Raw genomic sequence first — 17,934 nt, 5'->3', positions numbered from 1 at the left:
GCTTTCTACTGGGGGCAAACGAGAGCTCATCCGTCTCCGAAGGACATCAGAGTCGTTTCGGTAGATGGACTATACTAGTGGCGGTGCAAGATAAAGCTACGTCCGGAGTTCGCAACTTTGGATTCATGACGGCCATCTTTCTGGTGGCGGTTGGTTGCTGTGTACTAGCCTGGGGAACGCTGTATAAGTGTTCTCTCTATAAGAGCCAGGCAATTCAGCGTCAGACACCGGAGGCAAAACTTTGTACCCGCGCCAGTGAGAGTGCAAAGCAGAATCTCGACGCCACAGTGTCCTGCGAATCGGCGGTAGTAGTTCAGTTTCTCGATCCACAGTTGACCCTCTCTGAACCTCTCTCTGTCTCCCCAGTTCGTCAGGAAGAGCCGCCACCGGCGGTGATTCCGCTTCGAAAAACACCTTCCCTTTTCTTCCGACCTCCTCCAAGCCTGATTTCCGCCAGCGCTTAGCTGTCGCTGTTTCATGGCGGCGGCATGATCCGTTGTCTTGAAACCAGGAAATGAGGCTTCTCTATGCAAGTCCCGTTGCGGCTTTCGCCCGCTTTGTATGCGGCGTGCCTGATCCCGTTTGCCTGTTCGGCTTTGTCCGGATGTAACAGCAAATCGGAGGCTTCTCCATCTCCATCGATCCTCAGCGTGTCCACGGCCCCCGCTGCAATGCAACCTATCTCTCGCGAGCTGCAGGTCGCGGCGGTGTTTCAGCCCTTCCAGGAGGTCGATCTGCATGGCAAGGTCTCCGGCTATATCCGCCAGATCAACGTCGACATCGGAGACCGCGTGCATCAGGGGCAGGTCCTGGCAACCCTCGAAGTACCGGAACTGCAGGCGCAGGTTCTCGGCGCCGATGCAGGTGTGGCGCGAAGCCAGTCCGATATCGCCCGCCTGAAGAATGAAATTGCTCGCGCGGAAGCAAACTACGCCGCCAGCCATGCCAACTATCAGCGACTGAAGGCGGCCGCCGAACAACAGCCCGGTCTAATTGCCGCGCAGGAGCTCGATGACGCAGAAGCACATGATCTCGCGGCTGCGGCTCAGGTAGATGCTGCAAAATCTGCGACAAAGGCCGGAGAAGAAGCTCTCGGTATCTCCAAAGCTGACTTGCAGCGGGTTCATACGATGGCTGGTTATGCCTCCATCACCGCGCCATTCAACGGCGTCGTTACTATGCGTTATGCCGACACCGGATCTTTGATTCCGGCTGGCACCAGCAACAGCGCGAATGCCCAGCCAGTCGTTCGGCTCGCACAGAGCGATCTGCTGCGCCTTCGTCTGCCAATCCCGGAAGAAAACGTTCCTCTGGTCAAAGAGGGATCTGAGGTCAAAGTCCGTGTGCCGGCCACAGGGAAAACCTTTACCGGCAAGGTCGTCCGCTATACGCGCAATGTATCCGACACGACGCGGACCATGCTGACCGAGGTTGACGTCAAAAATCCCGATCTCTCTCTAACTCCAGGAATGTATGCCAATACGAGCTTCCAGCTTCAGCATAAGGACAACGCCCTGGTGATTCCGGCAGCCGCCGTTCTTCACGGCGACCACACCATCGTCTGGGTGGTGGATCAGACCGGCCATGCCCAGTCACGAAACGTCACGCTTGGCATCGCCAGCGCCAATACGCAGGAGATCACCGCCGGACTGAATCCCGGAGACCAGGTCATCGTCGGAGGCCAATCGGCGTTGCAGGCAGGACAAGCTGTTCATGCGGTACCAGCCCATATGGACCTTGTGGACTACAAGGAACAGGCAGAAGGAGGGCGCTAATCCATGTCAGGATTTGCAATCAAATACCCCTTCTTTGTCCTGATGGCCTGCCTGATGGTCGTGGTTGTCGGCGCGGCCGCCATCTTCGGCATGCCTGTCGATCTGTTTCCCGCGGTCAAGATTCCGGTGGTTGTTGTCGCCACGTTTTATTCGGGCATGCCGCCGCAGCAGATCGAGTCAGACATTACCAATAGCTACGAGCGTTTCTTCACATTGGGCAGCAACATTGACCATATCGAGTCGCGCTCCATGTCGGGCGTCAGCCTGATCAAGATCTACTTTCAACCCGGAACAGATGCCAATGCCGCGGTCAGCAACATCAGCAACCTGGCGATGGCAAATCTGCGGCGCCTTCCTCCGGGAACGTTGCCGCCCGTCGTACTCAGCTTCGATGCCTCCAACCTGCCCGTATGTCTGATCACGTTGAAAGGCGAAGGTCTGAACGAAACGCAACTCAAAGATACCGCTCAGTTCACGGTCCGGAACCAGGTTGCAAATGTTCCCGGCGCCTCCGTACCTCAGCCCTATGGAGGACGCTACCGCCAGATCCAGATCTACGTTGATCCGCAGAAGCTGCAAGCGGCGCAGATGAGTGTGATGGACGTCGTTCAAGCGGTGAATGAGTCCAATCTGATTCTTCCCGCCGGCGATGTCCGTATTGGACCGAAAGACTACAACATCTACGCCAACAGTCAGGTGCCGAACCCTGACGATGTGAACGCCATCCCGCTACGCACCGCCGGGAATGCCTCGCTGCTGGTGGGCGATATCGGACATGCCGTTGACGCCGGCCAATTGCAGACAAACATTGTCCGCGTCGACGGGCAGAAGTCTGTATATGTGCCGGTGTTGAAGCAGGGCGGCAACTCCAACACGATCACGATCGTCAACGGCGTTCGTGATGCGGTAAAGCATCTGATCGATATCCCTCCGCAACTGAAGACCGCGGTCGTCTTTGATCAGTCCGTCTTCGTCAAAACCGCGGTTAAGAACGTCATCAGTGAAGGTCTGATTGGCCTTGCGTTGACGGGCATCATGATCCTGCTATTCCTCGGGGACTTTCGAGCAACGATCGCGGTCATGCTGTCGATCCCGATCTCGTGCCTGGCCACCTTCCTGATCCTCAACTTTACCGGCAGTTCCATCAACACCATGGTGCTGGGCGGTATCGCTCTGGCGCTCTCGCGACTGATCGATAACTCGGTTGTCGTACTGGAAAACATCTTCCGCCACTTTGAGATGGGGCAGGCCGCGGTAGCCGCATCAGAAGATGGAGGACGCGAAGTGCAGCTGGCGGTCCTTGCGGCCACCTGTAGTACGGCCATCGTCTTCTTCCCGGTCGTATTGCTCACCGGCGTCAGCAAATATTTGTTCTCCGCGCTGGCGCTCGCGGTCGTCATTGCCCTGTTCTGTTCTTACTTCGTCGCAATGACCGTCGTACCGCTGTTCTGCTCGCGGTTTATCAAACACACCTCCCATGACCAGCCACACGAGCAGGCCTTACCCGACGATCCCGCTCCGGAACATATGCCGGAAGGACCGCGCAAGAAAGACCTGTTCTCCCACATCGTTCACCGCTTCAACCGCATGTTCGGCTGGCTGCAGGCACACTACGATGCTGCTATCAAACGTTGTCTGGAAACACCCGGCAAGGTTGTCGCCGTCTTCTCGCTCTTCGTATTGATTAGCCTTGGACTGTTTCCGTTCCTGGGCCGAGCCTATTTTCCACGAACAGACCCAGGGCAGTTCGTCATCACGATGAAGGCGCCTACCGGTACACGCCTGGAGCTCACGGACCAGTTCGTCGCCAGAGTCGAGGAGGATATCCGGCAAGTGGTTAAAGAAGACGACTTGAACATGATCGTCTCTAACATCGGGGTAACACCCGATCTCTCAGCCATCTACACCTCGAACTCCGGCATGCACACAGCCTTCGTCCAGGTGAGCCTCAAAGAGGAACACAAACGAAGCAGTTACGACTACATGCAGCGGGTTCGGGAAAAGCTGGCCACTGACCTGCCTGAGGTCCAGACCTACTTTCAGGCCGGTGGCCTGGTGGACTCTGTTGTCAACCAAGGGCTTCCAGCTCCCTTCGATATTCAGGTCAGCACCAAAGACCTGACCGGTGGATATGAGCTTGCGCAGAATACAGCCCGAAAACTTCGTGCGATCCACGGCGTCAACGACGTACTGATTCCTCAGGATGTCGACTATCCCGGCCTCTCGCTCGATGTCGACCGTCAACGTGCGGCGCTGCTCGGCCTTACGCCGCACACCGTCGTCAACAATGTGATTACAGCTCTGACCTCGAACGGACAGGTAGCCCCAAGCTTCTGGATCGATCCGAAGAGTGGCAACAATTACATGTTGACCGTGCAGTATCCGGAGAAGCAGATCCAGACCCTGGAAGACCTGAAGCAGATCCCGCTACGCTCTGCCGATGGCAAGAGCACAACACCCCTGCAAACGGTAGCTGACATTCACAACATCAACACGCCGACAGAGGTTGATCACTATCAGCTTCGGCCGGTCTTCGACATCTACGTGATGCCAACCAAAGAAAACCTCGTCGATGTCGGCAAACAAATCGACGCCGTCGTAAACAATCTGAAGCTTCCCAAAGGCACCCGGATCACAATACGCGGATCGGTCGTCAGCATGAAGCAGTCCTTTACCAGCTTTGGCATCGGATTGATTCTGTCGGTGATTCTTGTATTCCTGATTCTGATGGCGCAGTTCGCGTCATTCGTGGATCCCTTCATCATCCTGCTGGCGATTCCTCCCGGCATCTCCGGCGTAATCCTCTTCCTGCTAGTCACGCACACCACGCTCAACATCATGAGCCTGATGGGCGTGCTGATGATGACCGGCATCGTCGTTTCAGACAGCATTCTGATCGTCGAGTTCGTCGGCCAGCTCAGGAAAGACGGGTACGCACTGGAAGATGCGATCGTAACCGCCTGCAAGGTCAGACTCAGACCGATTCTGATGACCACCATGGCAACGGTGCTTGGCCTAATTCCCATGGCGCTTGCACTGGAGGCAGGAAGCGAGCAGTATGCGCCGCTGGCCCGCGCGATTCTGGGAGGCCTTACGGTCTCGGGTGTCGTGACGGTGTTTCTGGTGCCGTGCGCTTACCTGCTCATCCATCGCCGTATCGAAAAGCGGCGTACTGCGGAGGTGGCTTAATGTACATCGCACGTTCCTTCATCCTCGCGGGACTAGTCTCACTTTCCGCAATCGCTCAGCAAAACTCCACACCGGTGACGGCAGCAGCTTCTATCACCATCACACGCAGTCAGGCAGAGACGACTGCCGTCAAACAGAACCCGCGCATCGCCGCCGGGCGATTACTTGCTCTTGCTGAAGGGCAAGAGGTTGTGCGGCAGCGGTCGGCAGAGCTGCCGCAGATCGCTGGCAACATGACCGCCGTACAGGCGGAAGACGGTACACGCATCGGCGCTGGCCAACTGAACTCGTCCCGGCTGTATACCCATGCCGGGGCAGGTGGCACTCTAAGCCAATTGCTCACCGACTTTGGGCACACCTCCAACCTGCTTGCATCGGCCCGGCTGCGAGCCAAGGCAGAGCAACAGAATGCACTTGCGACACAGCAGGACGTAGTCTATGCGACGGATGAGACCTTCTATAAGCTTCTAACCGCGCAGAGCCTGCTTGATGTAGCGAAGCAAGCCGTCGCTGCACGCCGCAGTGCACGCGACCTCACCAAAGCGCTGGCTGCCAGCAAGCTGAAGAGCGAGCTTGACCTTAATACAGCTGCAGCGAATTTGTCCCAGGCAGAGCTGCTGCAGCTGGATGCCGAAATCGAAGTGCAACAGGCCAGTGCAGCTCTTGCTGCACTGCTGGGCGAGTCTTCCTCGACCTTCTACAAGGCGATAGAGGATCGCGGAGACGTCCCGTTGCCACCCGAAGGAAGCGATGCCATCGAGAAAGAGGCGATCATGCAGCGGCCGGATCTCCGTGCCGCTCAACTCAACACGCAGGCAGAAGAAAAGTTCGCCACCGCACAGGCGAGACAGAACCTTCCGACCATCTCCGCACTCGCTGTTGGCGGAGTCACTCCAGTACGCCCGGATGGAACGGTCTTCCCAGAGAACTGGTATGCCGGAGCGGGAGTCAACCTGAGTCTGCCCATCTTTACCGGCTTCCGCATCAGCGCGGAAGCCAAAGAGGCCCGGCTTCGCGCCCAGGCACAGGAGAAAGCAGCAACCGATCTCTCCAACAACATCACCAGAGATGTGCGAACCGCCACGTTGAGCGCACAGACCGCGTTCCGAAAGATACAGGTGGCCGACGCCTTCCGGGATCAGACGGCACAGGCTCTGAGCCTGGCGGAAACCCGTTACAAACTGGGATTGAGCTCGATTGTCGAACTCAGCCAGGCTCAACTCCAAAGCACACAGGCTGCGGTTTCAGCGGTGAATGCACGGTTTGACTACCTGCTTTCCCTGCGCTCGCTGGACTACGCTGCCGGCCGCATCACTCCATAGAACAATCCTTAACCCGCTGATCGCGCAGTGTTTTCAACCTGCGCGATCAGCGAATCTTCTATTAAATCCTGATTACTGCACATCCTTATGAATCCTCTTCCCCTGTGCGACATCAATTAGATGGCCGTCGAAATACTTCCACAACATTCGACCCGGAGGAATTTATGGGAAAGCTATCGAATAAGGTTGCCGTCGTTACCGGAGCCAGCAAAGGCATTGGCGCCGCCATTGCGAAACAGCTCGCGAAGGACGGCGCCAGCGTCGTCGTCAACTACGCTTCCTCGAAAGAAGGCGCGGATAAGGTAGTCGCCGAGATTAAAGCTGCCGGCGGAAATGCCGTCGCCATCGGCGGCTCGGTTGCGGACAACAACCAAACCGTAACGCTCTTCGAGGAAGCGAAAAAGGCGTATGGCAAAGTCGATATTCTTATCAACAACGCCGGCGTTTATTCGTTCGTCCCCCTTGAAGACATCACCGCCGAAGAGTATGCCCGCCAGTACAACACCAATGTTCTTGGCCTTCTGCAGGCCACGCGTGAGGCGGTTAAGCACTTCCCAGCCGAAGGCGGCAGCGTAGTGAACATCAGTTCCATTGCCAGCACCTTCGCACCACCGACAACCAGCATCTACAGCGGAACCAAGGGCGCGGTCGACACCATCACCAAGGTGCTCGCGAAGGAGCTCGCGCCGAAGAAGATCCGTGTCAACGCCATCAACCCCGGCTATGTCGTCACGGAAGGCACCGAGAAGGTTGGAGTTACCGGCTCCCCACAGGAAGAGTTCTTCATCTCCATCACTCCGCTTGGACGTGCCGGTCAGCCGGAAGACATTGCCCTTCCGACCGCCTTCCTTGTCTCTGAAGATGCCCGCTGGATCACCGGCGAAATCATCAAAGTCGGCGGCGGCGCAGGTATCTAATCTACCTGTCTCACCATGCTTTGTTGCTGGTCAGGCTGCGGTCATTGATTGACCGCAGCCCGAGCACACTCCGAAGCTACTTCGCGACCGCTTTCAGATAGCGATAGAAGAACTCGCACCCCGCGTCGAAATCCGAGACCTTGATCCGCTCATCCTTCCCGTGCGCACGGTTCTCGTCGCGATCCATTCCCATGCCGGAGATACCATAACTCGGCATACCCGCAGCCATGGTGTAGATAGAGTCAGTCGCACCGAACTCCATCGATGGCACAATCACCAGTCCCGGCCACATCTGCTCGACGACCTGCTTAAGCGGATCGAAGACTGCCGGTAGCGGAGGAGGAGGCGCTGCACTGGTGCGATTGGGTGCGGTGTCGCTCACGCGGCCTCCATCGCTCTTATAAGCCACCTTCACCTCGCCGTCTCCAATCACACGGACCAGTTCCTCCCGCACCTGCTCCTGCGTATGTCCGGGAAGAATGCGGCAGTTCACATTCGCCTGTACCTTATTCGGCAAAGCATTGGGCGCATGTCCTCCCTGGATCATGGTCGCCACACAGGTGGTGTGCAGCGCGGGATAGATCTCAGGATTCTCGTTCAGCCGTTTCAACGCACCCGGGTCTGGAGGAGTCTTCAGGACGGCAATCCGGTCAGCACCAGGACGTCCGCCATCCAGCTTTGCCAGCGCAGCAAACTGCGCTCGCGTTACCTCATTCAGCTCGAATGGGAACTGATACTTCTCCACCTTCGCAAGGGCCGCCACCAAACGATAGATCGCGTTTCCTGGCATCGGCTCCGAGGAGTGGCCTCCGGGAGAGGTTGCCGTCAGCACGTAGTCGGCATAGGTCTTCTCCGTCGCCTCAACATTGAGCGAGTATGGCTTGCCATTCACAGTCGTCATGCCACCGCCATCGGGATTGATGACGAACTCTGCCTGCATCTCCTCCGGATGATGCTGCATCAGCCAGCCCACACCGTTCGAGGCGCCGCCTTCTTCATCGGCGGTCAGCGCCAGAATGATGTCGCGGCTGGGCACAAAGCCATCGCGTTTCATGCGCAGAAAAGCCTCGATGGCTGCGGCGTCTCCGTCTTTGACGTCATAGGTCCCGCGCCCGTAGAAGTAACCATCCTTCTCCGTAAAGACAAACGGATCGGTCGACCAGTCGGAACGGTTCGCCTCCACCACATCCAGGTGACAGATCACCAGCATCGGCTTCAGCGTCGATCCCTGCTTGCCGCGATAGCGCGCCACCAGGTTCATCTTGCGGTCGTTGGGTCCAAGCAGCTTCAGGTCCGCGGCGGGAAAACCGGCATCCAGCAGTCTCTGCCGCATGGCCTCCGCTGCCGCGGTCACACTGCCAACAGAGTCCGTCGTGTTGATCTCGATCAGTTGTTTGAAGATCGCCCGAGCTTCGGCCACCTCACCATTTCCGGCGTTCCTGCCTGATTGCGCCGGCACGCTCACCGCACACACTACTCCCAGCACTATTCCTGCCGCCGCTGTCTTCATCGTGCATCCTCTCAGCATCATCGTACCTATCAGGATCATCGTAACCGTCAGGCGGGCATCCCTTCGCCGAAACACCTATACTCTTCCGTAGCGCATGCAAGCTGCCGTCCTCACCAACGTCACCAAACTCTATGGCCGCTTCGCCGCCCTGAAGAACCTCTCGGTCACGCTTGAGGCGGGCGCCGTCTATCTTGTTCTCGGCGAAAACGGAGCCGGTAAATCCACTCTGTTGCGTATGCTCGCCGGGCTCTCGCTGCCGACCCGAGGCGGACTAACTGTCCTTGACGGGCCGGCCAACAAGCAGCAACGCCGCGTCGCCTACATGAGCCATGCCACCATGCTCTACGACGAGCTGACCGCCATGGAAAACCTGACCTACTACTCAGGCCTGCGCAAGGGTTCGGGAGAGTGCGCGTGTAGCGGCTCCCCCGAGATGGCGCTGCGAGCAGTCGGTCTCGATCCGCACCTTAATAAGCCCGTCAGCCAGTACTCACAGGGGATGCGGCAGCGGGTCTCGCTGGCGCGAGTTCTCTCCGCCGACCCCGAGATGCTCTTACTCGACGAGCCCTTCTCAAACCTGGATGTCCATTCTGTTGCCCAGATGCTCGACCTGCTAAAAGACTTCCGCACCTGGCCGCTGGCCAACGGCCATGCCCGCACCATCGTTCTCACCACGCATCAGGCGGAGCTGGCCATGCCACTGGCCGACCATGTTCTGCGTATCCAGGCCGGCGAGTTTGTCTCGATGGAGGCCACCCAGAAGCAATGAGCTCGCACGTGTCTAAAGTAAACGTATCCAAGACCAATGCGGCGCGCATCCTCGACCAGCTCGGCATCTCCTATGAGATCCGTACCTACGAGGTTGACCCCAATGACCTCACAGCCATCTCCGTCGCGAAGAAGATCGAGATGCCGATCGAGCAGGTCTACAAGACACTGCTCTCCCGCCTGCACTCCGGCGAATACGTCTTTGCCGTCGTGCCCGGCGATGCCGAACTCGACCTGAAGAAGCTCGCGGCCGCTGCCGGCGAAAAGAAGGCTGAGCTGGCGTCGCTCAAAGACGTAGAACCGCTCACCGGCTATATCCGCGGCGGTGTCACTGTGATGGGCGCAAAGAAAGCCTTCCGTGCCTTCGCCGACGAGACGCTCGAGCTCTGGGACCGCATCTCCGTCTCCGCCGGACAACGTGGCATGCAGCTCCTGATGTCACCAGCGGACTACCTGCGCGCCTCCGGAGCCGAGGTCGTCGACCTCACGAAAGCGCCGGTGCAATAGGCATGAACTATCTCCGCACCGTCTGGTTGCACCTGGAAAAGGAGCTTCGCCTCGAGTTCCGCTCGCGCGATGCCCTGATGGGCATGCTCTTCTTCACGCTGCTGATTGTCGTCGTCTTCTCGCTCGCCTTCGATCCCACCTCGCAGCCGACCCTCGCCCGGCAGATTGCCGGCGGTCTGCTTTGGGTGGGACTGCTCTTTGCCTCCACCACGGCGCTGAATCAGTCCTGGTCACGCGAGATGCGGAACGGCGTCCTCGACGCTCAGCGGATGTCGCCCTCTCCCCCATCCGCTCTCTTCCTCGGCAAGGCACTGGCGAACTTCCTGTTCGTCACAATAGTAGAAGTAATACTTGCACCAATATTCTTTATCTTTTTCAATCTACACATTTTAGGACAATCAAGCATGCTGCTTGCATTGCTCCCCCTGGGAACCTGGGCCATCGTCGTAAACGGCACTTTCTTTGCCGCGCTCGGCCTGCGTGCCCGCAGCCGCGAGCTCCTGCTGCCACTGATTCTCTTCCCCATCGCCCTGCCCGCCCTGCTGGCCATGATCTCGGCTGCTACAGGAATCCTGACGGGAGAGACAGAGCCGCAGTCCGGCCTGCGCATCCTGGGCATCTACGACACGGTTTATACCACCGTATCCTTGCTGCTGTTCGAGACCATTCTTTCAGCGGAATAAGGTCAAAGAAGCTGTTCGCTTAACGCACACAATGCGGGCTGAGACTGAATCGCGTGGGTTTGCGTTGATACACTGATGACACCGTGCAAGGCCTGAAAAAAGCATCCGGAATCGCACTCTTCCTCGCGACGATTCTCATCCTGATCATCGGCTTTCAGAAGGCGATGGTTGCCCCTGTCGACGCCCAGCAGGGAGAGGTCTACCGCATCTTTTACTACCACGTGCCTTCGGCCATCTCCGCGCTCTGCTTTCCATACATAAACCTGATCGGCGCGCTCGGCTATCTCTACTTCCGTCGTAAGGACGAGATCAAGGCCGCGGCCTGGGATGCGCTTGCTCTTGCCGGAGCCGAGATTACGACGGTCTATTGCACCATCGGCCTGGTCACTGGCTCCCTGTGGGGACGCGTCGCCTGGGGTATCTGGTGGACGTGGGATGAACGCCTGACCACCTTTCTTCTATTGTGGCTGCTTTACGTCAGCTACCTGCTGCTGCGCCGTTTCTCGCCTCCGGGCCAGACCTCAACCCTCGCATCCGTTCTCTCAGTCTTCGCAGCCGTGGATGTCCCGATCGTCTACTACTCCATCCGCTGGTTCCGCACCCAGCATCCCTCCCCCGTCTTCGGTGGAGGTGACGGTGCAGGCCTGGATAAGTCCATGTACCCAGCCTTCCTTTGGAACCTCGCCGGCTGGTTTCTCTGGGGCTGCATCATGATCGGCTTCCGGCTCATCAGTGCCCGCCGGGAGCGTCTGGCAGAACTGCAGGAGGCTATCTAGATGGCGCATCGTCACCTTGTCCTTGCCTATGCGTTTGTCCTGGGAATCCAGGCGGCTTACTTTCTCTTTGCCCTGAATCGCTGGCGAAAAACCCGTTAACACCTAATCGGCCATGGGCCGTACGGAACAATTTACAGACGGTACTCACTTCGAGGCGGCCATGGGCCGTACGGAACAATTTACAGACGGTACTCACTTCGAGGCGGCCATGGGCCGTACGGAACAATTTACAGACGCTAGTCACTTCGAGGCGGCCATGGGCCATACCGAACGCTTCACAGGCCGCGCTGCCGCCTATCAACAGTACCGGCTCAGCTATCCCGCATCCGAGGTCATGCGTATTTTGCGTGAGTGGATCGGCCTGACCTCCGGCGATACGGTCGCCGATATCGGCGCCGGCACTGGCATGCTGACGGAGCTGTTCCTCGACAACGGCAATCCCACCATCGCCATCGAGCCGAACGCCGAGATGCGGGCTGCCTGCGCGGATCAGTGCGGCAGGCATCCGAACCTCACCCTTATCGACGCCACGGCCGAAGCGACAACGCTCCCTGACCACTCCGTCGATCTGATAACAGCAGGCAGAGCCTTTCACTGGTTCGATCACGCGCGGGCGCTTCCGGAGTTTCAGCGCATCCTCAAGCCCGGGCACTGGGTAGCGATGGTCAGCATTGGGCGATCGAAGAATGACTCACCTCTCTCGCAGGCCTTTGAGTCGCTGCTCACCACGCATGGAACCGATTACCGCTACGTCCGCGACGGCTATCGCGTGCATGACAGGTTGGAGACGCTATTCCCCGGAGGAGAGGTTCGCCAGACGGCGATTGCCGGCGAGCAACAACTCACGTTGGAGGCCCTGACCGGCCAGGCGATGTCGTACTCCATGGCTCCCTTGCCCGGCGACCCGCGCCATGCGGCGTTTATCGATGCGCTGGAGGAGTTCTTTCATCGATTCTGCGATAACGGTCTGCTCACCCAGCCAACAACGTGCTGGATCAGCTGCTGCCGTTTCGCGGAGTAGGACAAGGTCGGACAGCCCATACTCTCGTTGCCCGGTCACGCCGAACCCGTCGACGTCCCCGTTTTGAAAAGAAAACTTACCGCCGTACAGCTTCGACCGGCACTGGACGCTCCACCTGTGGTGTCACCATGCCGCTGGTGTCTTTCATGGCAGCGATGTCTTTGTCGTACCGGCCAACCAGCGAGTTCCAGCGGATGATCGCCAGTTCCTCCAGCATCTTGGCCCCGTCTTTCAGGTAGCTCATCTGCGACCGCTCATCGTGGCCCCAGGTCACCGGAACCTCGCGGACGACGTAACGGAGCTTGCGGGCGATGAAAAGGATCTCCGGATCGAAGCCCCAGCGTTCGATGCGCTGCAGCCGGAAGATGACCTGTGCAGCGCTGCGGCGAAAGGCCTTGAAGCCGCACTGGGTGTCCTTGTACGGAAGTCCCATCACCAGGCGCGTCATGGCATTGAAGCAGCGTCCAAAGAAACGCCGGTACAGCGGCTGATGGATGGTCTGCCGTTGGCGCTCCAGCCAGCGCGAACCGATGGCCACATCGGCGCCGGAATCCAGGGCGGCGAACAGCCGTTCCGCCTCTTCCATCGGGGCCGACAGGTCGGCATCGGTAAACATCACTATCTCGCCGGCAGCCTGCAACAGTCCGTTGCGGACGCTGTAGCCCTTCCCCCGGTTGCCGCGATTATGGATGAGCTTGAGACCTGGATGGTGCTCCATCCACCGCTTAATGATGGCGGGCGTGTGGTCGGTAGAGCCGTCGTCGACGACCAGCACCTCAGCATCCCATCCCCGGTCGCTCACGCAACTCAGGACGCGGTCCAGGGTTCTTTCAATACGCGCCTGCTCGTTGAACGCGGGAATGACGATACTGATCTTCGGGTGCTGCATAGCCGGGCTTTCGCAAGGATAATGATAAGGGTTTGTCGCCGCTTATCATACTCTTCCTTTAGACGAGCGCGATATGCCCTCAGACGCAGTTTTGCGGTGTACACTCAACGACATCTATGCAGGACGAGTTCCAGAGCCCGCCGCCACAGGATCCACCTCCGCCGCAGTCTCAACCTGCCCCGGCTGCACAGGGCTACACCTATGCGCCACCACCACCACCGCCACCACAGCAGCCTTACGGTTACTATGCCGCCCGTCCGCCGCGGCGGCCGCGCTCGCCGTGGTTCTGGATCGGCATCCTCGGAGGAGGCGCGGTCGTCCTGGTCTGCCTCTTCTCGTTGTTTGTCTATGCCGTCATCAAAGCCGGCGGCGTTGACACAGAATCCACGACAGGCAGCTTCGGTTCCGGCGGCAAGATCGGTGTCATTGAGGTAAACGGCGTCATCCTTTCGTCGGACAAGTTCAACGAGCAGCTTCGCAAGATGGCCGACAATGACGACGTCAAAGCCATCATCCTGCGTATCAACTCACCCGGCGGTGGCGCTGCCGCCTCGCAGGAGATCTATCACGAGGTGCTGCGCGTCAAGCAGGCGAAGCACAAGAAGATCATTGCCAGCATCGAGTCAGTCGGTGCGTCGGGCGCTTATTACATTGCCTCTGGCTGCGACCGTATCTATGCCAACCAGGCCTCGGTCGTTGGCTCCATCGGCGTCATCATGGAGTGGATGAACTACGGCGACCTGATGCGCTGGGCCAAGCTGAAGGATGTCATTCTCAAGGCCGGTGAGCTGAAAGACGCCGGAAGCCCCACCCGCGACCTCACCCCCAAGGAACAGGCGTACTTCCAGACTCTGGTCGACAACATGCACGTGCAGTTCATTCACGATGTCGCCACGGGCCGCCATGTTGCCGACGACAAGATCAAGCCCCTGGCTACCGGACAGGTCTGGACGGGCGAACAAGCCCTTCCTCTCGGCCTTATCGATCGCCAGGGTGGCTACCGCGACGCTTTGATGGAAACCGCGAAAGAAGTTGGAATCTCGGGCGAGCCTGGCATCGTTCGCCCCAGAAAGGAGAAGACGGGCCTGCTCTCGGCACTAGTGAACTCCGATCCGGACGATATCTTCCCAAACCCGAGCAAACTACTGAATGAGGCCCCGGGTTTCTATTTCATGTGGAAGTAACCGGCAAAAAATCTTTGAAACCACCCTTTGCCGTCGTTCGTCAAAACGTGTAAAGCTAAAGCTGTCTCGCATTTACGCGTGATTTTCGGTTCCCCGTACACGCAAGCCCCGAAAGGATGCCGATGACCAAGGCCGACCTCGTTGAAAAAGTCACCGCTCTCGGAGACCTGACCCGCCGCGACGGCGAGATCATCGTCGATACTCTCTTTGACTCCGTGATCGGCGCCCTCAAAACCGGCGACAAGATTGAGATTCGCGGCTTCGGATCGTTCCGCACGCGCCAAAGAAAGCCACGCATCGGCCGCAATCCAAAGACCGGCGCCAAAGTCGATGTTCCGGCAAAGCGGGTGCCGTACTTCAAGCCGGCCAAAGAGCTGCGCGACCTCGTCAATCCCAAGGAATCCTCTGCTCCCGAGGAGATCGACATCCACCACCCGCCCGCCATGTAGGCGGGCTTTGTCTTTCGTGGGAGCTTTATTGCTTCCACTTCTCCAGGACAATTGCCTCCGCCCGAGCCTTGACCTCATCCAGCGTAAGCGCAGTGGAGTCCACCAGCACAGCATCTTCGGCAGGCTTCAGCGGTGATTCGGCGCGATTACGGTCGCGCTCATCGCGTTCCCGCAGCTCCTGCTTGACCGCGTCTTCCGTCGGTTGGCCTTCGCTAGGGCCAGTCTGCACGAATCGACGGTACCCGCGTGCGTCCGCCGAGGCATCAAGGAAGATCTTCACTTCTGCCTTGGGAAAGACGACCGTACCGATATCGCGGCCTTCCATGACCACGCCACCCTGGGCTCCCATGCGCTGTTGCGCGGCAACCATCAGGGCGCGGACTTTGGGATGGACGCTGACCTTTGAGGCGGCCTGCGTCACATCCTTCTCCCGCAACTGCGCGGTGACATCTTCTCCGTCCAGAAGCACTCGGTTCCCGTTCTCGGTCGGCTGCAGCTCGATGACCATGGTCTCAGCCATCGACGCAAGCGCGGGCTCATCGTCCAGGGGGAGTCCCAGACGAAGAGCCTTCAACGCGACAGCGCGGTACATTGCGCCGCTTTCCAGATTCAATAGGCCGAATCGCTTTGCGAGAAACGTAGCGATGGTGCTCTTACCTGCACCGGAGGGTCCATCAATGGCAACGACGGGCTTGCGATCCGCCATTACTCATCACCCTCCCGCTTTTTACGGAACGGCTTCGCGGCTCCGGGCTTACCGAACTTCTTCGGAGCTCCGGCTTTTCCACCCGGCTTCGACCCGAACTTCTTGGGCGCTCCACCGAACTTCTTGGGCGCTCCACCAAACTTCTTTGGAGCTCCTCCGAACTTCTTGCCACCGAAGGATGGCTTACCGCCGTCAGCCTTGAAGGTACGGCGCGGACGATCTTCTCCCGCTCCTTCTTCGCGCTTGCGGAAAGGCTTGCGATCACCATCAAACGGTTTGCGCTGGAATGGCTTGCGGTCACCATCTCCGCCAAAACTGCGGCGCGCCGGACGCTCGCCCCCCTCGCCTTCTTCACGCTTGCGGAACGGCTTACGCTCGCCATCGAACGGTTTCCGCTGAAACGGCTTGCGGTCACGATCACCGCCGAAGCTGCGGCGGGCCGGACGCTCACTGCCCTCGCCCTCTTCGCGCTTGCGGAATGGCTTACGCTCGCCATCGAACGGTTTCCGCTGATACGGCTTGCGGTCACGATCGCCACCAAAGCTGCGGCGGGCCGGACGCTCACCACCTTCACCCGCTTCGCGCGGACGGAAGGGCTTACGCTCTCCATCGAACGGCTTGCGCTGATACGGCTTGCGCTCGCCGTCGCCAAAGCTGCGGCGCGCTGGACGATCACTACCTTCACCCGCTTCGCGCGGACGGAAGGGCTTACGCTCACCATCGAATGGCTTACGCTGATACGGCTTGCGCTCGCCGTCGCCGCCAAAGCTGCGGCGCGCTGGACGATCACTACCTTCACCCGTTTCGCGCGGACGGAAGGGCTTACGCTCACCATCGAATGGCTTACGCTGATACGGCTTGCGCTCGCCGTCGCCGCCAAAGCTGCGGCGCGCTGGACGATCACCACCTTCACCCGTTTCGCGCGGACGGAAGGGCTTACGCTCACCATCGAACGGCTTACGCTGATACGGCTTGCGCTCACCGTCGCCACCGAAGCTGCGACGCGCTGGACGCTCACCACCTTCACCCGCTTCACGCGGACGGAAAGGCTTACGCTCACCATCGAATGGCTTGCGCTGGAAAGGCTTGCGGTCACGCTCTCCACCAAAGCTGCGGCGTGCTGGACGCTCGCTTCCCTCGCCCTCTTGACGCGGACGGAACGGTTTACGCTCACCGCCGGCGGCGCCTTCTTCGGGACGGAAGCTCCTGCGGGCAGGACGCTCTCCCTCGCGGGACGGCCTGCGGTCGGTGGGACGGCGAGTTGGGGCAAAGGTCTTTTCGGTGCGTTGACGAGCGCGTTCCAGCAGGCCCTCGCGATCAGGCTCGGCCTCGCCGACATCGCCAACATCGACGCCCTCTTCAGCCACGCCCTCCGGAACTTCGACCGGAACAATCTCCGGCATCTCAGGCAGCTCGCCGCGAATATGCAGCAGCGTCTTGCCTTCGAGCACCACTTCGTCAAGCTGACGGGCAGCATTCAAACCGCTAACCGCATCACGCACCTTTGAGCGCGCCACCAGCGGCGAGAGGAACACCTCAATCTCATCGAGCTCCGCAACCAGCACCGCGCTCAGATACAGCGAGATCATGGCCGAGAGGGCCGTCGGCACACCGGCATTGCCACCGGCCTTGATCTGCTTGGTAAACCGCGCTGTGAGCAGCTCCCATTGGGTCTCTTCTTCTCCATCCTGGTACACCGGGATCACGCGCAGCATGGCCCACAACTCGCTCAGCGCACGCAGCACGGCGGCGTGCGTCAGCTCGCGGCCAAGCTCCGGAAGCAGGTTGGAGACGGTCTGCGGCCCTTTGGCCTTCAACACACCCCAGACTTTCATTGCGAGCGGCGAGATAGACGAAGCCACCGGGGCTGCCTTCCAGTTCTTGTCGCCACGCAGCGTGTAGAGATAAGGCAGCGCGGCTGCACTCACGACAAAATCTGGAATATCGCCGGGGGCGGCGCCTCCAAGGAGGAGTAACGGCACCGCCGCTCCCTCACGAACCAGCCGGCCCAGCATCTGCTTTCCAGCCTCTGCCTCGGCTACTCCAGGTTCCGCAACTCCACTTACCGCTGAAACGAAGACGGGGGCGGGTGCAGCAAGCTGCGTCTTCGGCGTCCACAGAACGAGTCCCATGCGGTCAACCCACGCATTGGCATCTTCCAAAATCAAAAGCGCATTGCTGTCTAGCCCAAAGGCGCGACGCCGCGCAAGTTCCAATTGCTCACGAGTCATAACCTTT

At 59.2% G+C, this 17,934-nt stretch carries 15 protein-coding genes; 11 read left to right on the top strand and 4 right to left on the bottom strand.

What is annotated here, in order from left to right; all coding sequences use genetic code 11:
* The first annotated feature begins 671 nt into the window (after positions 1–671).
* The 4 genes from FTW19_RS12315 to FTW19_RS12300 all read left to right on the top strand — a co-directional run bounded on the left by FTW19_RS12315 (position 672) and on the right by FTW19_RS12300 (position 7,203).
* Entirely contained in the window at positions 672–1,775 is a 1,104-nt protein-coding gene (locus tag FTW19_RS12315) for an efflux RND transporter periplasmic adaptor subunit (protein ID WP_187143447.1), read from the top strand.
* A gap of 3 nt (positions 1,776–1,778) precedes the next feature.
* Positions 1,779–4,964: an efflux RND transporter permease subunit gene (locus FTW19_RS12310; RefSeq protein WP_147647902.1), complete on the top strand. Its 3,186-nt coding sequence runs from the start codon at positions 1,779–1,781 to the stop codon at positions 4,962–4,964.
* Entirely contained in the window at positions 4,964–6,286 is a 1,323-nt protein-coding gene (locus tag FTW19_RS12305) for a TolC family protein (RefSeq protein WP_147647901.1), read from the top strand. The genes FTW19_RS12310 and FTW19_RS12305 overlap by 1 nt, the downstream gene beginning before the upstream one ends.
* Before the next feature lie 164 nt (positions 6,287–6,450).
* The gene (locus FTW19_RS12300; RefSeq protein WP_147647900.1) at positions 6,451–7,203 is read left to right on the top strand and encodes an SDR family NAD(P)-dependent oxidoreductase; all 753 of its coding nucleotides are present in this window, start codon (positions 6,451–6,453) and stop codon (positions 7,201–7,203) included.
* 76 nt (positions 7,204–7,279) lie between these two features.
* Here the strand turns inward: FTW19_RS12300 and FTW19_RS12295 are convergent, their stop codons facing one another.
* Positions 7,280–8,788, bottom strand: coding sequence for a M20/M25/M40 family metallo-hydrolase (locus FTW19_RS12295; RefSeq protein WP_246153711.1), 1,509 nt, complete (start codon positions 8,786–8,788; stop codon positions 7,280–7,282).
* A 19-nt stretch (positions 8,789–8,807) separates the two neighbouring features.
* Between FTW19_RS12295 and FTW19_RS12290 the strand changes: the two genes are divergently transcribed.
* The 5 genes from FTW19_RS12290 to FTW19_RS12270 all read left to right on the top strand — a co-directional run bounded on the left by FTW19_RS12290 (position 8,808) and on the right by FTW19_RS12270 (position 12,468).
* Entirely contained in the window at positions 8,808–9,482 is a 675-nt protein-coding gene (locus FTW19_RS12290; protein WP_147647899.1) for an ABC transporter ATP-binding protein, read from the top strand.
* 8 nt (positions 9,483–9,490) lie between these two features.
* Positions 9,491–9,988, top strand: a complete 498-nt coding sequence (gene ybaK, locus FTW19_RS12285; RefSeq protein ID WP_246153710.1) for a Cys-tRNA(Pro) deacylase — start codon at positions 9,491–9,493, stop codon at positions 9,986–9,988.
* A gap of 2 nt (positions 9,989–9,990) precedes the next feature.
* Positions 9,991–10,671, top strand: a complete 681-nt coding sequence (locus FTW19_RS12280) for a heme exporter protein CcmB (protein WP_147647897.1) — start codon at positions 9,991–9,993, stop codon at positions 10,669–10,671.
* 83 nt (positions 10,672–10,754) lie between these two features.
* Positions 10,755–11,447, top strand: coding sequence for a cytochrome c biogenesis protein CcsA (gene ccsA / locus FTW19_RS12275; RefSeq protein ID WP_147647896.1), 693 nt, complete (start codon positions 10,755–10,757; stop codon positions 11,445–11,447).
* 112 nt (positions 11,448–11,559) lie between these two features.
* Positions 11,560–12,468: a class I SAM-dependent methyltransferase gene (locus FTW19_RS12270; protein ID WP_246153709.1), complete on the top strand. Its 909-nt coding sequence runs from the start codon at positions 11,560–11,562 to the stop codon at positions 12,466–12,468.
* A 76-nt stretch (positions 12,469–12,544) separates the two neighbouring features.
* Here FTW19_RS12270 and FTW19_RS12265 read toward each other — a convergent pair whose 3' ends face one another.
* Positions 12,545–13,357 (bottom strand): dolichyl-phosphate beta-glucosyltransferase, encoded by an 813-nt coding sequence (locus FTW19_RS12265; RefSeq protein ID WP_147647895.1) that lies wholly within the window; start codon positions 13,355–13,357, stop codon positions 12,545–12,547.
* A 116-nt stretch (positions 13,358–13,473) separates the two neighbouring features.
* Between FTW19_RS12265 and sppA the strand changes: the two genes are divergently transcribed.
* Both sppA and FTW19_RS12255 read left to right on the top strand, forming a co-directional pair.
* Positions 13,474–14,541, top strand: a complete 1,068-nt coding sequence (gene sppA / locus FTW19_RS12260) for a signal peptide peptidase SppA (RefSeq protein ID WP_147647894.1) — start codon at positions 13,474–13,476, stop codon at positions 14,539–14,541.
* A 122-nt stretch (positions 14,542–14,663) separates the two neighbouring features.
* The gene (locus tag FTW19_RS12255) at positions 14,664–14,990 is read left to right on the top strand and encodes an HU family DNA-binding protein (protein WP_147647893.1); all 327 of its coding nucleotides are present in this window, start codon (positions 14,664–14,666) and stop codon (positions 14,988–14,990) included.
* Between the two features lie 25 nt (positions 14,991–15,015).
* Here FTW19_RS12255 and cmk read toward each other — a convergent pair whose 3' ends face one another.
* Positions 15,016–15,696, bottom strand: a complete 681-nt coding sequence (gene cmk, locus FTW19_RS12250; RefSeq protein ID WP_147647892.1) for a (d)CMP kinase — start codon at positions 15,694–15,696, stop codon at positions 15,016–15,018.
* Positions 15,696–17,927, bottom strand: coding sequence for a hypothetical protein (locus FTW19_RS12245; protein WP_147647891.1), 2,232 nt, complete (start codon positions 17,925–17,927; stop codon positions 15,696–15,698). The genes cmk and FTW19_RS12245 overlap by 1 nt, the downstream gene beginning before the upstream one ends.
* Positions 17,928–17,934: the final 7 nt, after the last annotated feature.

The organism is Terriglobus albidus (genome assembly GCF_008000815.1).
Classification (GTDB): Bacteria; Acidobacteriota; Terriglobia; order Terriglobales; family Acidobacteriaceae; genus Terriglobus; species Terriglobus albidus_A.
Note: the sequence above shows the minus strand (reverse complement) of the source record. Positions and strands in the feature narration are given on the sequence as shown.

Excerpts from the sequence above, each read along its gene's own strand:
- FTW19_RS12255 (WP_147647893.1), top strand. The coding sequence starts at position 14,664 with ATGACCAAGGCCGACCTCGTTGAAAAAGTCACCGCTCTCGGAGACCTG.
- FTW19_RS12315 (WP_187143447.1), top strand. The coding sequence starts at position 672 with ATGCAACCTATCTCTCGCGAGCTGCAGGTCGCGGCGGTGTTTCAGCCC.
- FTW19_RS12290 (WP_147647899.1), top strand. The coding sequence starts at position 8,808 with ATGCAAGCTGCCGTCCTCACCAACGTCACCAAACTCTATGGCCGCTTC.
- FTW19_RS12245 (WP_147647891.1), bottom strand. The coding sequence starts at position 17,927 with ATGACTCGTGAGCAATTGGAACTTGCGCGGCGTCGCGCCTTTGGGCTA.
- FTW19_RS12265 (WP_147647895.1), bottom strand. The coding sequence starts at position 13,357 with ATGCAGCACCCGAAGATCAGTATCGTCATTCCCGCGTTCAACGAGCAG.
- sppA (WP_147647894.1), top strand. The coding sequence starts at position 13,474 with ATGCAGGACGAGTTCCAGAGCCCGCCGCCACAGGATCCACCTCCGCCG.
- FTW19_RS12310 (WP_147647902.1), top strand. The coding sequence starts at position 1,779 with ATGTCAGGATTTGCAATCAAATACCCCTTCTTTGTCCTGATGGCCTGC.
- FTW19_RS12270 (WP_246153709.1), top strand. The coding sequence starts at position 11,560 with ATGGGCCGTACGGAACAATTTACAGACGGTACTCACTTCGAGGCGGCC.
- FTW19_RS12300 (WP_147647900.1), top strand. The coding sequence starts at position 6,451 with ATGGGAAAGCTATCGAATAAGGTTGCCGTCGTTACCGGAGCCAGCAAA.
- FTW19_RS12305 (WP_147647901.1), top strand. The coding sequence starts at position 4,964 with ATGTACATCGCACGTTCCTTCATCCTCGCGGGACTAGTCTCACTTTCC.
- cmk (WP_147647892.1), bottom strand. The coding sequence starts at position 15,696 with ATGGCGGATCGCAAGCCCGTCGTTGCCATTGATGGACCCTCCGGTGCA.
- FTW19_RS12280 (WP_147647897.1), top strand. The coding sequence starts at position 9,991 with ATGAACTATCTCCGCACCGTCTGGTTGCACCTGGAAAAGGAGCTTCGC.